8 protein-coding genes are annotated in these 14,573 nt (G+C 76.5%); all 8 read right to left on the bottom strand.

The genetic code is table 11. From position 1 onward, the window contains the following. Positions 1–46: 46 nt before the first annotated feature. The 8 genes from SNE206_RS03255 to SNE206_RS03220 all read right to left on the bottom strand — a co-directional run bounded on the left by SNE206_RS03255 (position 47) and on the right by SNE206_RS03220 (position 14,396). A complete protein-coding gene (locus SNE206_RS03255) occupies positions 47–1,537 on the bottom strand; it encodes a SagB family peptide dehydrogenase (RefSeq protein WP_407911784.1) in 1,491 nt (496 codons plus the stop codon). A 60-nt stretch (positions 1,538–1,597) separates the two neighbouring features. After that, entirely contained in the window at positions 1,598–3,874 is a 2,277-nt protein-coding gene (locus SNE206_RS03250; protein ID WP_407911783.1) for a TOMM precursor leader peptide-binding protein, read from the bottom strand. A gap of 26 nt (positions 3,875–3,900) precedes the next feature. Further along, entirely contained in the window at positions 3,901–7,179 is a 3,279-nt protein-coding gene (locus tag SNE206_RS03245) for a type 2 lanthipeptide synthetase LanM (protein ID WP_407911782.1), read from the bottom strand. Between the two features lies 1 nt (position 7,180). Next, the gene (locus SNE206_RS03240) at positions 7,181–9,439 is read right to left on the bottom strand and encodes an ATP-binding cassette domain-containing protein (RefSeq protein WP_407911781.1); all 2,259 of its coding nucleotides are present in this window, start codon (positions 9,437–9,439) and stop codon (positions 7,181–7,183) included. Continuing rightward, a complete protein-coding gene (locus SNE206_RS03235; protein ID WP_407911780.1) occupies positions 9,436–11,892 on the bottom strand; it encodes an ATP-binding cassette domain-containing protein in 2,457 nt (818 codons plus the stop codon). The genes SNE206_RS03240 and SNE206_RS03235 overlap by 4 nt, the downstream gene beginning before the upstream one ends. Next, on the bottom strand, positions 11,889–12,695 hold the full coding sequence (locus SNE206_RS03230) for an acetyl-CoA carboxylase biotin carboxyl carrier protein subunit (protein WP_407911779.1): 807 nt from the start codon (positions 12,693–12,695) through the stop codon (positions 11,889–11,891). The genes SNE206_RS03235 and SNE206_RS03230 overlap by 4 nt, the downstream gene beginning before the upstream one ends. A 134-nt stretch (positions 12,696–12,829) precedes the next feature. Beyond that, entirely contained in the window at positions 12,830–14,131 is a 1,302-nt protein-coding gene (locus tag SNE206_RS03225) for a cytochrome P450 (protein ID WP_407911778.1), read from the bottom strand. Between the two features lie 100 nt (positions 14,132–14,231). Beyond that, the gene (locus SNE206_RS03220; RefSeq protein WP_405010855.1) at positions 14,232–14,396 is read right to left on the bottom strand and encodes a hypothetical protein; all 165 of its coding nucleotides are present in this window, start codon (positions 14,394–14,396) and stop codon (positions 14,232–14,234) included. Positions 14,397–14,573 lie beyond the last annotated feature (177 nt).

Genomic DNA, 14,573 nt, shown 5'->3' with positions numbered 1-14,573 from the left:
GTGCCCCGCCCCTTCGGCGGGGCACCCGCATGTGCTGCCGCCGCCGTTACTCCCCCCTCGCCTGCGCGACCATGTCGGCGAAGCCGCGCGCCGTCCGCGGCACACCCGCCGGACGGCTGCCGATGAGGAACTCCCCGACCGACGACTCCGCCGTCCAGTCGAGGCCGAGGGCCCGCGCCGCCGCGTCCGTGTCGCCCGAGCCGAGTCCGCACGGCGCCAGGCCCATCGCCGTCGCCACCAGGTAGAGCGTCTGGTAGACGACACCCACGTGCTTCAGCGTCAGCGCGTACGCGATCTGGCTGTACTTCCACGACAGCCGGCCGAACCGCGAGGTGACGGTCAGCAGCACCTGCGGGTCGACCGTGCAGCCGGTCGCCCGCCACGCCGAGGTCATCAGCTCGCGGAACGCCGCCTCGTCGCCCGGCCCGGAGAACGGCCGCGGCCGCAGCCGGTGCGCCGCCGCGTCGTAGCGGTACACGCCGGGCACCAGGCCGTCGCAGCGCACCACCGACAGGTAGACCTCCAGCTCCCCGGTGGCGCCGCCCGCCGGGTAGGGCCGGTCGACGATGTCGTAGCCGTGCGGGTCGGCCGGGTCGCCGGGGATCACCCGGCGCACCCGGGCCACCCGGTAGAGCAGCTCGCCGAGCTGGTCGAGCGTCACCGGGGTGTCCGCGTACGCGCGCACCGAGCGGCGGCCCTCCAGCACCTCGCTCAGGGCGGGGTCGCGGGCCAGCACCTCGTCCCAGTCGGGCACCGGCAGGTCGATGCCGGCGCCCTCCTCGCGCGGGCCCGTGCCGGGGATCGCCGGCAGCTGGGCGACCTCCGGGTGGGCGAAGATGCCGCCGCTCGGGTAGTCGTGCCGGCCGGGCCGGCTGCGCGCGTGGAACAGCAGGTCGTGGAAGTCCCACAGCGGCGGCTCGCCCTGCGCGCCCTCGTCGAGGAAGCCCGCCCCGGCGAGCAGCCCGGCCAGCGCCTCCCCCGCCGAGGTGCTCAGCCCGGCCAGCAGCGAGGCCTCCGCCACCGAACGCGACGCCGTCACCGCCGCGACGAACGCCCCCGCGGCCGGCCGGTGCAGCGTCAGCCGGAACGGCGCCACCGGCGACTCCAGCACGCACGCCCCCGCGTGCTCCTCCGGCAGCCGGCGCAGGTAGGCGAAGCGCGACAGCACCGCCGTGCCCGTCGGCCGGGCCAGGCCCGGCAGCGTCGCCGACCGGGCGATCGGCACCGCCGTGGCCAGCGGCACGCCCAGCGGGTCCGCGAGCGTGGTGGTGACGAGGTACGGGAAACGGTGCAGCAGGTGCATCAGCCGGCCGCCGGCCGGCAGGTCGTCGACGTCGATCTCGGTGCGGGTGAGCTCGTCGAGCAGCGCGACGGTCTCGGCGCCGAGGGCGTGCACCCGCTGGCGGCCCCAGGGATGGCTCATCTCCAGGTCGTCGCCCTGGGCGGTGACGACGACCTCGGGCCGCAGCCGCAGCATCCGGCGCAGGGGCCCGCCCGCGGTCGCGAGGTCGGGCGGCAGCTGGTCGATCACGGTCATGCGAGGTACCTCTTCCGGGCTGGGCGGACCGCCGCAGCAGCAGCGGCGGCCCGCGCGTCGTCAGATGAAGATCGGGACGGGGTTGAGCTCCTCCTCCGGCGTCGGCCGGTCGAGCCAGCCGAGCTCCACCGGCACGTCGTACAGCCGGCCGGGGGCGAAGCGGGCCCAGAAGTGCCGCATGCCGGGCACGATCACCTTGGCGACCGGCAGGCCGACGTCCGGCCGGGTCTGGTCGAGCACGAGGAACTCCAGGCCGCGGGCCTCCACCAGGCCCCGGGCGAGCGCCAGGTCGTCGGCCAGGTCGTCGCCGGCCAGCACGGGCCAGCGGGCGGGTCCGGACGGCCGGGCGGCGGGGTCGGGCAGCAGGTGGGGCTGGTTGGCGACGGTCGCCGACGTCCACCAGGCCTTCTGCTCGGGGTCGGCGCCCGCGTAGGTGACCCGGCCCTCCGCGTCGCCCGCGACCGGGCCGAGGAACTGGTTCATCTCGGTGAGCGCCCGGGTCAGCGCGATGTGCGGGTCGAGGTGCGCGCCGAAGGCGATCAGCACGTCCTCGGTCGGCTTGTCGGTGCGCCGCGAGAACGCCCCGACCACCGGGATGCCGAGGTCCGCGGTGAGGTCCAGCGCCCAGATCTCGCGGCGCAGCCCCCGGTACACGTCGCGCAGCCGGTCGATGTACGGGTCGCCGAAGGCGTCGAGGTCGATCGCGGGCCGCTGCACCCGGTTGTACCACCAGAGGGCGACGGCGTCGCGCTCGACGAGCTCCAGGAAGCCCTGGAGCGCGGCGTCCTCGAAGGACGTGCCGGCCGCGCAGCCGTTGGAGTCGCCCGCGGCGAAGAAGCCGTCGCGGTGCCGGTAGCCGTAGTACAGCGACATGGTGGGCAGCCAGCGGGTGCACTGCCGGGTGAGCGACCAGGCGGGCGACCACTCGATCCGCTCGTCCTCGCGGAACCGCTCGGGCACGGTGTTGAACATCGAACGGCGGGCGTTCCAGCGGGCCCGCTCCTCGAACTGCCGGTCGCTGTAGAGCAGCGTCGTCGCGGGGTGGACCGCCGCGTCGCCCAGCTCGGCGAAGCTCGCCCGGCGGCGGGCCTCGTCCCCCTGGAAGACCCCGGAGTACCGCTCCATCGCCTCACCGAGCGCACTGGCCCTGGCCTGCACGTCGGTGCGGCCCTTGCCGCAGCTCACCGACCGCAGCCCGTTGCGGAGCTGGCGCAGGTCGCCGCTCTGCCGGGAGAGGTTCTGCCCCGACACGTAGACCCGCAGGCCGGTGGGGGTGCGGGCGGCGGGCACCAGCGAGGTCACCACGCCCGTGACCGGCGACAGCTGCGGCCGGTAGCGCTCCAGCATGTCCTCCGGCGAGGCCGAGCGGTGGCCGCCGTCCGCCGTGAACGCCTTCGGCCGGCTCTCGAACCGCACCGGCGCCGACTGCCGCTCCGCCACGAGGCCCGCGTCGCCGCACGCCGGGCACTGCGGCCGCCGCACCAGACGGTGCCGCTCGGTCTCCAGCAGCACGGTGTCCAGCGTCAGCACCACCGGCTCCGAAGGCCGCACCCCGGCCAGCCACTTGACGGCCTCCAGGGCCGCCAGCTGCGCACCGGCACCGAGGCTCGGCGCGAGGTGCGCACCGGACGTCGGGATCGGCCCGTCCTGGCCGAGCCGGTGCCGCAGGTAGCTGAGCGACTGGCGGTTGGCCGACAGCCGGTGCGCCAGGCACTCCCAGCAGCCGGTGGCGCCCTCCGCGGGGCCGCCGGTGTGCCCTGCCGGGTCGGGCACGAAGACCGGGCCGACCCACACGATCGAGCCGACCGGCCGGGCCAGCAGCCAGGGGCGGCCGCTCTCCCGGGCGAGGCGGTCGCGCTCGGCCAGCCCCGGGTGCAGGTAGTCGTCCGTGAGGACGACCGTGAACTCGGCGTCGTCGTCGGCGGTGACGCCCGCCGCGGCCAGCGCCGCGAGGAACGGCTGCGGGTCGACGTCGCCGTGCACCTCGACCCGGGTGCGTGCGGTGCGCAGCGCCGCGGTGGCGGCCGCGCCGTCGAGGCCCGCCATCTCCAGGTAGGCGGCCCCCGCCCGGTCGTCGACCGGGCCCGCGGCGGCCAGGTAGCCGCCGGCGCGCAGCCGGTCGACGGCGCCGATGACCTTCTCCACCGGCACGGTGCCGCTGAGTTCGGCGCCGATCTGCTCGGCGGTCCGGGTGCCGTCCAGCAGCGGGGCGAGCGCCTGGGCGAGCCCGCCGTCGACGACGGAGACACCGCGCTCGGAGACCAGGTAGACGGCCTCGCCGTCGACGACGTACGGGGTGTAGTGGCGTTTGAAGCCGATCGCGGGAGAGTCGGACATGGCAGGTCCTCAGGTGGTCGGGGCGGTCAGCGCAGGGTCGCGAGCGGGGCGGTGGCGGGGTCGAGCAGGCGCAGCAGCAGCAGGCCGACGGCGGCGGTGCCGTCGAGGGCGCCGAGGTTGACCCGGTCGTCGGCGGCCCGGTCCGGGTACCAGCGGCCGGTGGCGGCGTGCCGGGCGAGCAGCTCGCCGACGAGCAGCCCGGCGGCCTCCCGGCCGTCGTAGAACGGCCCGGCGAGCAGCGTGTCGGAGGACTCCGGCAGGGTGTGCAGCAGGCCCGCCTCGGCGGCGGTGAGGGCCTCGCCCGCGGTCGCCACGAGGTCGCGGGTGGTGCGGCCGGCGATCTGCCGGGTGCCCACGGGCGGGGTGAGGGCGCCGAGTTCGGCCGGGTCGACGGCGCCCGCGCCGAGCGACACGGCGGTGTCGAGGCAGGCGAGCCGGCCCGCCCGGGTGGCGGTGGTGAAGCGGTGTCCGCGCAGTCGCTCGCGGACGGTGTCGGGCGCGGCGAGGAGGCCCGGCGCCTCGGCGACCGTCCGGGCGAGGGCCGCGGCGATCGCGTCCGGCCCGGCCGGGACGAGGTCGAGGAAGCCGTTGTCGGCGGCGTCCTCGTCGGGCGCGGCACCGAGGGCGTCGAGGGCGGCCGCGGCCAGCGCCCGGATGCCGTCCTCGGTCGGCGCGTGACCGGCGCCGGTCGCCCGGCGCAGCCGCAGCAGGTTGAACAGCAGGCCGGCCGAGCCGAGCGGGGTGTCGGCCTGCGGGGTGCGCACCGGGCGTCCCGGCCGGGCCGGGGCCGGGGTCGCCACCGCGAGGGCGCCCGGCACCAGCGCCTGGGCGCGGCCCAGCAGGGCGGGCTCGCCGAGCAGCACCCCGGCCCGGGCCAGGGCGTGGATCAGCGAACCGGGGCCGGCCAGGCCGCCGGGCACGGGGGCCCCGGCCGCGAGCCGGCTGTCGGCGGCGAAGGCGAACCCGCGCGGGGCGTCCGGGTCGATGAGGTCGGCGGCGGCGGTGAGGGTCTGCAGCGCGGCCCGGTGGAAGCGGGGTTCGCCGGTGGCGGCCCAGAGTTCGGCGAGCAGCAGGGCGATGCCGGGGGTGCCGGTGACCAGGTCGAGGCCCAGCACCTCCACCTGCCGCAGGCCGGTGCCCGGGTACCAGCTCTGGCCGAGCCAGCCCCGGCCGCGCCGGTCGGCGAGGATGCGGTCGCCGATCCGCACGGCGTGGCCGAGGAGTTCCCCGGCGGCGGGCGTGGCGGAGCTGCGCGGACGGTCCGCGGCGGACGCGGGCAGCGGCTGCTCGGTGCCCGCCCGGGCCGCGTCGATGCAGCCGGTGAGGACGGCGAGGTGCGCGTCCAGGTCGAAGCCGTCCAGCTCGGCGACCCGGTGCTGGAGGCGCTGCCAGCCGGTGCCCTGGAAGTGGCCGGGGATCTCGCGGCCGTCCGCGGTGAACACCGACGAGGAGGTGGTGAGCGAGCGGAAGAACGGGATGTCCATCACGCGGTACGAGTCGAGCTCGGCGAGCACGACCTCCAGCAGGTCGCCGCGGCCCGGGTCGCCGGCGCGGGCCGTGACGGCCCCGTGCAGGGCGCCCGCGATGACCGTCTCGCGGGTGGCGCCGTCGTCCAGGGCGAGCGGGCTCGTGGAGGCCCGCAGGATCTTGTAGCCGTCCCAGGTGTGCCGCCAGATGTAGCGCACCCAGATGCCCCGGAACGGCGCCAGCGGGCCCTCCGCGGAGACGAGTTCGCCGCGCAGGGCGTGCAGCACGGCGTGCATCTCGCGGTAGCCCGCGGTCAGCTCGTCCGTGTACTCCCACGGGTCCGCGGTCTCCCCGTCGTGCACCGGCCGGTACGGCGGCAGCGGCAGGGCGGGCACGCCCGGGGCGACCTCCAGGCCGCCGATCCGCGAGAGGCAGCCGATGTCGAGGGCGCCGCCGTGCTTGGCCGGCGTCCACGCCTGGAAGGCCATCGCGGTGCGCACGACCGTCGACTCCAGGTCGTCCAGCAGTCCGTGCTGCTCGGCGCTGATCACCGGCGGCGCCTGCACCCGCGGGTACAGCAGGCACTCCAGGTCGATCAGCGCCGGGTGCTCGCCGTCCGCGAGGAGGTTGTCCGCCCACAGGTCGCGGCCCTCCAGCAGCTGCACCAGCCGGATCGTCATGCCGAGCCGCCGGTAGAAGCGGGCGAAGCCGCCGCGGTCCGCGCACGGACGGTGCGGCACGAGCTCCTCCCAGCCGTAGTCGCTCTCGCAGTCGGCCGCGAGCGAGGCCGCGTGGCCGTCGTCGCCGCGGTCGCTGCGGAGCAGCACGGTGCGCAGCGGCAGGTCGAGCGACAGCTCCTCGTTGAGCCGGGCCACCAGGTCGAGGTAGGCGGTCGCGTGGCGCATGTCCTTCGGCTTGTAGACCACGGCCTGCCCGCCCGCGAAGTGCAGCAGCGACACCGAACGGCCGCCCGCGTGCCGGTCGCCGGCGTCGCCGCGCACCTCCTCCAGCGGGCCGGGGTCGGTGCCGTCCCACAGCCGGTCCACGAGCAGCGCGCGGTCGGCGGCCAGCCGGGCGAACATCTCCGTCTGCACGTGCTGCCACTGCCGGCACACCGTGCCGACCAGGTACGCCAGCGCGGGCAGCCGCTCCAGCCGGGCCAGCCAGCCGTCCGCGGAGGTGTCCAGGCCGCCGGCGGTGTCCCAGTCGGTCGCCCGGGGACGCCCGGTCGTCGCCTGCAGCTCGTGGCAGAGCGACAGGTTGCACGCCTCGGTGAGCCGCGCGACGAGCGTGCCCGCCAGGTCCGCCCGGGCCCGGTCCGTCACCGGCACGCCCAGGATGCCGCCGGGGCCGTCCGGGAGCAGGGCCGCCGCGGAGGCCGCGAAGGCCGCGGTGAGCGCGCCGGGGGCGGCCGACTCCGGGGTGGGCGCGGCCGGCAGCGTCCGCAGGAACGCCACCAGGGCCCGCGCCCACGACGGCAGCTTCGCCGGGTCGGCCAGGACCACCGGGCGCAGCCCGTCGCCGAGCGGACGGCCGGTCTCCGCGAGGTGCTCCAGCAGCACGCCGGCACCGCCGTGCTCGCCGGCCGCCCGGCGCAGCCAGGTGTCGACGGCGGCGGCCCGGCCGCGCCGGTCCTCCTCCGGATCGGGGGCGAAGACCGTACTGCCGTCCGGGCGGGCGGCGGCCCGGTCGTCGAACGACGCGGCGGCGGCCACCAGGGCGCGCAGGCGCTCGTCGCCCCGCGGGGTGCCGGGGAGCAGCCGGGCGGCGCCGCCGGCGGAGGCGCTGTCGCCGTCGGGGTCGGCGGGGAGGAGCCAGGTCTGCAGGTCGAGCGACATCTCACATCTCCTGGAGTCGGGCGAGGCGGGTGAACAACGGGTCGGTGCCGAGAAGTTCGTCGTAGGTGCCGGTGGCCGCGACCCGGCCGCCGGAGAGCACGAGGATGCGGTCGGCCGTGCGGACGGTGCTCAGTCGGTGGGCGATCACGACCCGGGTGGTGTCGAGACCCGCGACGGCCTCGGCGACCCGGCGCTGGGTGGCGTTGTCGAGCGCGGACGTCGCCTCGTCCAGCAGCAGCACGGCGGGACGGCGGACCAGGGCGCGCGCCAGCAGCAGGCGCTGCACCTGGCCCCCGGAGAAGCCCTGGGCGTCCTCGCCGATCCGGGTGCCGAGGCCCAGCGGCAGCCGCCGCAGGTCGTCGGCGATCCCGGCCAGCCCGGCGGCCGCCCAGACCTGCTCCTCCGTCACCTCCGTGTCGGTGCCGGCGAGGTTCTCCAGCAGCGAGCCGCGCAGCATGCGGCCGTGCTGGAGGACGGCGCCCAGCTGGCGGCGCACCAGCCGGGCGTCCAGGGTCGCGAGGTCGCGGCCGTCGTACCGGACGGCGCCCGACGACGGCTGCTCGAACCCGAGCAGCAGCCGGACGAGCGTCGACTTGCCGGCCCCGGACGGCCCCACGACCGCCACCATCTCCCCCGGCGCCGCGTGCAGCGACACGGACTCCAGGGCGGGCGCGGCCGTGCCCGGATAGCGGAACGACACCCTGTCGAGCGCCAGCCCGCCGTGCAGCGGACCGGGATCCGCCAGCGCCTCCGGACGGTCCGCCGGCCGCGGGTCCGCAAGGATCGGCCGCAGCCTGTCCAGCACCGGTGCGATGCCGTACGCGCTCGCCGCCGCATGCGTGACCTGGCCGAGCGCCAGCGCCACCTGGCCCGCCGCCACACCGGCCGCCATCAGGTGCCCCGACGGGGTGTCACCCGCCGCCGTCGCCCCCGCCAGCAGCACCGCCAGCAGCACCGGCTGCAAGGCCGCCGTCAGCGCCGCAGCCGCGCCGTCCGCCCGCTGCGCGGCCGCATCGGCCCGCTTCTGCGCCGCGAACGGCACCGCCCACCGGGCGAACGCCTGCACCTCACGGCCCGCCGCCTGCACCTTGTCGATGCCGAGCAGCAGCCCGTACAGCACACCGTGCAGCCGCCCGTGCAACGCGAACACGGTGCTCTCGTGCCGCTGCCGGCGCCGCCCCAGGGCCAGCAGCAGCCCCGTCACGGCCAGCACGGCGAGCAGCAGCAGCCCGCCCAGCCACGGATCGACCAGCAGCAGCACCGTCAGCCCGGAGGTCGCGAACACCGCCCCGAGCACCGCCCCCACCAGCACCTCGGACAGCGCCTGCCGTGCCTGCGCCACCGCGTTCGCCCGGTGCACGAGATCACCGGTCGTGAAATCGCGGAAGAAACGCGCGTCGTGACCGAGCAGACGGTCCCAGACGGCGGGCTCCAACGCGCTCTGCACCCGCCCGGTCAGCCTGACGGCTGCCGTGTTGCGGACGAGGACCAGCAGCCACGACGCCACCACCGCCGACGCCAGCAGCAGCGCCAGCCACCGCACCGGGTGCCGGTCCGCCGCCAGCAGCTGCGGCAGCAGCACACCCGTGCTCAGCGGCACCAGCAGGCCCAGCAGCGCCGCCACCAGACCCGCCGCGGTCAGCCGCGCCAGATCACGGCGCGCCCCCGGCACGGCCAGCACGAACCGGGCCAGCGCGGCCGGGCCGAGCTCCCCCGCCGGCAGCGGCGCGTACAGCAGCAGCGTGCGCGGCCGCAGGGCAGGGGTGTGGCGTGCACCCGGCGGGCCGCCGGGGTCGACCCGGCGGTGGCCGCCCGCCGGACGCGGCACCAGGGCCACCGGGCGGCCGTCGTCCGCGGCGAACCCGACCATCGGCCCGGCCGTTCCGGACGGGTCGCCGTCCGGCAGGGTGACCGGGCGGTGCCGGATCCCGGCCGACCGCAGCAGCACGGTCAGCGGGTCACGGGCGGTCCGCACCGCGGACGGCAGCTCCGCGGGCACCTCCACCCCGAGCGCGGCCAGCACCGCACGGGCCCGGTCGGCCGGCGTGGCCGGACCGGGCAGCACCGCACCACGAGCACCGCGACGGCCGGGGCGGCCGTGCTGCAGCTCGCCGACGACGGCGGCCAGGGCGGCGCGGTTCGCGGCGGCGGTGTCGGCCGGGGTGGGCCGGCTCGTGGCGACGGCGGGGCCGGCCGGGGAGGCGTGGGCGGTGACGGGGTCAGGGGTGGTGACGGGGGCGGCCGTGGCCGTGGGGGTCATGCCTCCTCCTCGGTGGCGGTCGCGGTGGCGCCCGTGCCGACGGCGTCGGCGCCGGCAGCATCAGTGGCGGTGGCAGCGGTGGCGGTGGCGGCGCCGACGGCGGCCGCGCGGTCGGCGAGCAGCGTGCGGTACGGGCCCTGGACTGCGGCGAGTTCGGCCGGCGTGCCCTGCTGGACGATCCGTCCGCCCGCGAGCACCACCACCCGGTCCGCGGCCTGGATGGTGCTCGACCGGTGCGCCAGCACCAGGCAGGTCGTGCCGCGGCGCCGCAGGTTCGCGTTGAGGACCGCCTCGGTGTGCGCGTCGAGCGCCGAGGTCGCCTCGTCCAGCACCAGCAGCACCGGGTCGAGGGCGAGCGCACGGGCGAGTTCGAGTCGCTGGCGCTCGCCGCCGGAGAGGTTGCGGGCGTCCTCCTCGATGCGTCCGGTGTCCAGCCCGCCCCGGTTGCGCACGAGTTCGGCGGCCTGGGCGTCGTCGAGCGCGCGGTGCAGGGCGTCCTCGTCGGCGGCCGGGTTCCACAGCGTCAGGTTGTCCCGCACCGAGCCCTCGAAGAGCCTCAACTGCTGCTCCACATAGGCGACCTGGCCGGTCACCACGGCGCGGTGCCAGTCGTCGCGGGGCCGCCCGTCGAGCAGCACCTCGCCGCTCCACGGCCGGAGCACGCCGGCGGCGAGCCGGGCGACCGTCGACTTGCCGCTGCCGCTGGTGCCCACGACCGCGACCCACTCGCCCGGACGGATCGTCAGCGATATGCCGGACAGCGTCGGCGGCCGGTTCGGGTCGTAGCCGAAGGCGACGTCCCGCAGCTCCAACGCGCCCGTGAGCACGGCAGGTTCGGCGGGGGCGTCGAGCACGGGCACCAGGTACGGGTCGGGCTCGGTGGTCTCGACGTCCTCCAGCAGCGCGTTCTGCGCCCGGGCCACCGTGAACTCCGACCCCGCGGAAACGAGTTGGCCGACCGGCAGGAGGAAGCCGTTCAACAGGAGCAGGAAGGCCAGCAGCGTGCCGATCGAGAGCGAGCCGCCGAGCAGCATCGACGTGCCGGCCACCACCACCGTCGCACTGGCCGCCGCGTTGAGCGCACCCGGCAGGGACAGCGGGACGATGACGGCGGACGTCACCTTCTGCCCGGTCTCCATCGCCCGCGCCTGCCAGCCGGCCCACGACCGGAAGAACGAGTCCTCCGCGCCCTCGGCCTTCACCGTCTCGATCGCGGAGATCCCGGCGAACGCCACACCGTCACGCTTGTACTGCTCGGCGTGCAGCCGGTGCACCAGGCCGCCGCGCCGCCGGTCGGCCGTACGCAGCGCCAGCACGTCCAGCCCTGCCACCACGACCGGCACCGCCGCGAGCCGCGGCTCCAGCCAGACCAGCGCCCCCAGGTGCACAGCGGCCGCCGCGGCCGAGGCGGCCGCACCCGCCGCCCGGTGCGAGAGCAGCGTCGCCAGACCGTCGTTCATCTGGACCCGCGTCACCAGGCCGCCCAGCTGGCGCCGGTGGAAGAACGAACCGGGCAGGCGCAGCATCCGCCACAGGAACCCCGACGACGAACGGGCCGCCATCGCCTCCAGCACCCGGTTGACCACGGTCTGCTGGAGCCAGGTGCCGAGCAGCACCGCGCCGGCCACCGCGGCGGCCGTCAGCGTGAGCGGCAGCGCCCACGCCGTGGTGCCGCCGACGGTCACCGACGTGAGGTACGCGCGCAGCAGGAACGCCGCCGCGACCCCTGGAACGGCCAGCAGCACCGCCAGCACCACCGCGAGCGCCAACGGCCCCGCGAACGGGCGCATCCGCCCGGCCAACGACCGCAGCAACGGGAACCTGCGGCCGCCCGGCTCGAACTCCGGCCCCGGCTCGAAGCCGACCGCGATCCCCGCGAACGACTCCCAGAACTCCGCCGGAGTCGCCGAGTACGAGCCCAGCGACGGGTCGTTCACATGGACCCGGCCGCGCCGCACGCCCTCGAAGACCGCGAAGTGCGGGCCGGTGACGAGCACCATCGACGGCACCGGCACCCGCTCCAGGCCCAGCAGCCGCCCCTCCTCGGAGCGCACCACCCGACGGCCCCGCGCGACCAGCCCGTACCGGCCGGCCGCCTTGGCCACCGCCGCCGCGCTCACGCCGTCGCGGCTGACACCGCACGCCCGCGACGCCTCCTGGAGCGTGACCCGACGGCCGAACGCGCCCAGCACGACGGCGAGGCAGGCCGCGCCGCAGTCCTGCTCCTCCATCTGCGGCACCACCGGGGTGCGCAGGTAACGGCGGGGGCGGGAGTCCCGCCGGCGCCGCTTCGGCCGGGCGTCCGGCGTCGTGCGGGCCGCACCGGGCGGAGCTTCGGCGGCCGGGGCTTCGGGGGTTGCCGGGGTTGCCGGGGTTTCCGGGGCAGGGGTTTCCGGGGCAGGGGTTTCGGGGGGCCGGGGCCGTGCGGAGGTGTCCCGGACGTCGAGGCTCATCGCGCGGCCCCCTTGCCGAGAACGGCCTGATACGGATGGCGGGCGCCGAGGTCGAGCGCGACCGACACCGGAAGCGGCCCCGGCAGTACGGGGACGGGCCGGCCTGAGAGGACGGGCAGGTCGGCGTACGCCGTCCAGACCGGCGCGGCTCCCACGGGCAGACCGGGCAGCGGCACCGCCAGCGTGCCGTCCAGCGAATCGGCACGCACCGGCAGCAGGTCGACGGCCGTGATGACCGCGCGCACCGCACCCGCACCGGGCACGGGAACCGACACGGTACGGCCCGGCACGAGCTCCCGTGCCTCCGCGGCAGTCGTGGCGAACAGCCGCACGGTCGCGGGACGGCCGGTCGCGTCGAGCGCGACCACGGGCGCTCCCGGCGCCAGCACGCTGCCGGGCGCGGTGAGCACCGCCGTCACGGTGCCCGCCTCGGCCGCGCGGACGTCGGTCTCGCGGCCGTCCGCCCCACGGAGCACGGCGACCGCCTGCCCGGCGGCGACCTGCTCACCGGGACGCGCCCGCAGCGACACCACCGCGCCGGGCACCGCGGCCCGCACCGTCACCGGGGCTGTGCCGTGCGCCACGACGGCGTCGAGCGCGAGGGTGTGCGGCAGCGTGCCGAACACGGACCACGTCACCCCCGCGCCGACCACGAGCAGCAGCGCCGCGGCAGCGGCCGACAGGCGCGCGCCGACCAGGCTCACCGGGCGGTCGAGGCCGGGCTCCAGCACGGCAGCGGCCCGGCCGATGTCGACGGCGACAGCACCGGCACCTGCGCCGGAAGGCGCAGCCTGGGCCGGCACTGCAGCGGGCTCGGGTGCGGGCACAGGCGCAGGTGCCGGTGCAGGCGCAGGCGCAGGTGCCGCGTTCACGCCGTCGCCGGGCTTCGCCCGCGCGGCGACGCGTACGCCGGGGGCCTTCCTCGTGACCGTCCGGCTCATGAGCGCACCGCCCCCGCCAGCACCGGGCGGTCGGCCGCAGCAGCGGTCACCGCGCCGTCGTCCACCCGTTCCGGGCAGTGCAGGGGCAGCTCCCGCATGCCGCCGAACACGAACTGTGTGCTCCACGGCGCCGTGCGCGGTGTGAGCGGTGTGCCGAGCTCCCGGCTCTCGCCCGCCGCGGCCAGCCGGCGCAGCACCGCCGCGCCCGCCATCAGCGACAGCGGCGCGCCCAGGCAGTGGTGCGGGCCGTGGCCGAAGGCCAGGTGGCGCAGCTCGGCGCGGTCCGGGTCGAAGACGTCCGGGTCGGTGAAGCGGCGCGGATCCCGGTTGGCCGCCGCGTACAGCAGGAGGGTGACCCGGCCGGCCGGGATGACGGTGCCGGCGACCTCGACGTCCCGGGTGAGGGCGCGGGCGCTGGCGCGGACGGGGCTGCCGAGGCGCTGGGCCTCGTCGAAGACGGCGGCCGCGTCGGCGGGCCTGGCCCGGAGGCGTTCGGCGAGTCCGGGGTTGTGGAGCAACTGCCAGACCGCGAGGGCGAGTCCGGAGGTGAGGGTCTCCAGGCCGTTGGCGAGGAGCATCACCACGAAGGCGAGCAGGTCGTCGTCGTCGAGTCGGCCTTCGGTGCGGGCGGCGGCGAGCCTGCTGACGAGGTCGTCGCCGGGCGAGGCCGTCCGTTCGGCGCACAGCTGCTCGACGTAGGCGCGGAAGTCCTCGAACTCTGCGTCGAGTTCGGCGACGGTGGCCGCCGGGGTGCCGCCGCTCCCGCCGCTGTCGTAGTCGTCGAGCAGCGAGCGGGCCACGAGCTGGGCCCAGCCGGTGACGCGCTCCTGCTCGGAGTCGGGGATGTCGAGGATGGCGCAGGAGACGGCGACCGGGAGCGGGACGGCGAGGTCGGCGACGACGTCGAAGGAGCCCGAGGCGATCAGCGGGTCGAGGAGGCGGTCGGCGGTGGTCTCGATGCGGTGGCGCATCTGCTCCAGGCGGCGGGCGCTGAACGCCGTGGTGGCGAGCCGCTTGAGGCGTGTGTGGTCGGCGCCGTCGCGCATCGGCAGCATGCGGTTGACGACACGGGCGAGCGCCGTGGTGCCCGCGCGGGGCAGCCCGACGGTCGTCGGGTCGACGGCGGTCCCGGGGTGCATGAGGACGGTGACGATCTCCTCGTACCCGGACACGACGTGCACGCGGCCGAGGTCGAGCACCGGGGCCTCGGCCAGCAGCCGGCGGTAGAGCGCGGGTGGGTCATGCTGCGCGGCGGGCTGCTGAATGAACCGCGTCAGCTCGTGCCGGAGGCTGTCCATGCCCGGCTCTCCTCAACTGCTGAAGGACGAATGGGGTGGTGGGGAAACAGGGGTGCCGCGGTGGGCCCGCCGGAGCGGGACCACCGCGGCACAGAACCCGTTACTCCGCAGCGACCTCGGCCACCGAGTTGGACACCGAGGAGAAGCTGGAGACCGGGCAGGCGACGCTGGCCAGCGAGCTGACGCTGATGCCGCCGTTGACGGTGTCGAGCTCCTCGACCTCGATGTCGAACTGCTCGTTCGCGACGATCTCGTTCTCGGCCATGGTGGTCTCCCTCCGATGTGTGGCGCCGACCCCCACGGGGCTGGTCCGCCGTTGTGCCGCTTTCGCTTCCCGGCCTTTTCTCCGGTTCGCTCCTGGCGACGGGATAAATATGCACCCGGGGCCCGGAGGCTCGACAGTAGGGGATGTCAGGAATTCCCCGGTGGAAAATGACACACC

The sequence above is a fragment of the Kitasatospora sp. NE20-6 genome (assembly GCF_045862635.1).
This window is presented reverse-complemented; position numbering and strand designations above follow the sequence as displayed.

What these genes read in the sequence shown, in the direction of transcription:
- SNE206_RS03235 (WP_407911780.1), bottom strand. Translation starts at nt 11,892, where the DNA reads ATGAGCCTCGACGTCCGGGACACCTCCGCACGGCCCCGGCCCCCCGAA.
- SNE206_RS03250 (WP_407911783.1), bottom strand. Translation starts at nt 3,874, where the DNA reads ATGTCCGACTCTCCCGCGATCGGCTTCAAACGCCACTACACCCCGTAC.
- SNE206_RS03225 (WP_407911778.1), bottom strand. Translation starts at nt 14,131, where the DNA reads ATGGACAGCCTCCGGCACGAGCTGACGCGGTTCATTCAGCAGCCCGCC.
- SNE206_RS03220 (WP_405010855.1), bottom strand. Translation starts at nt 14,396, where the DNA reads ATGGCCGAGAACGAGATCGTCGCGAACGAGCAGTTCGACATCGAGGTC.
- SNE206_RS03240 (WP_407911781.1), bottom strand. Translation starts at nt 9,439, where the DNA reads ATGACCCCCACGGCCACGGCCGCCCCCGTCACCACCCCTGACCCCGTC.
- SNE206_RS03245 (WP_407911782.1), bottom strand. Translation starts at nt 7,179, where the DNA reads ATGTCGCTCGACCTGCAGACCTGGCTCCTCCCCGCCGACCCCGACGGC.
- SNE206_RS03255 (WP_407911784.1), bottom strand. Translation starts at nt 1,537, where the DNA reads ATGACCGTGATCGACCAGCTGCCGCCCGACCTCGCGACCGCGGGCGGG.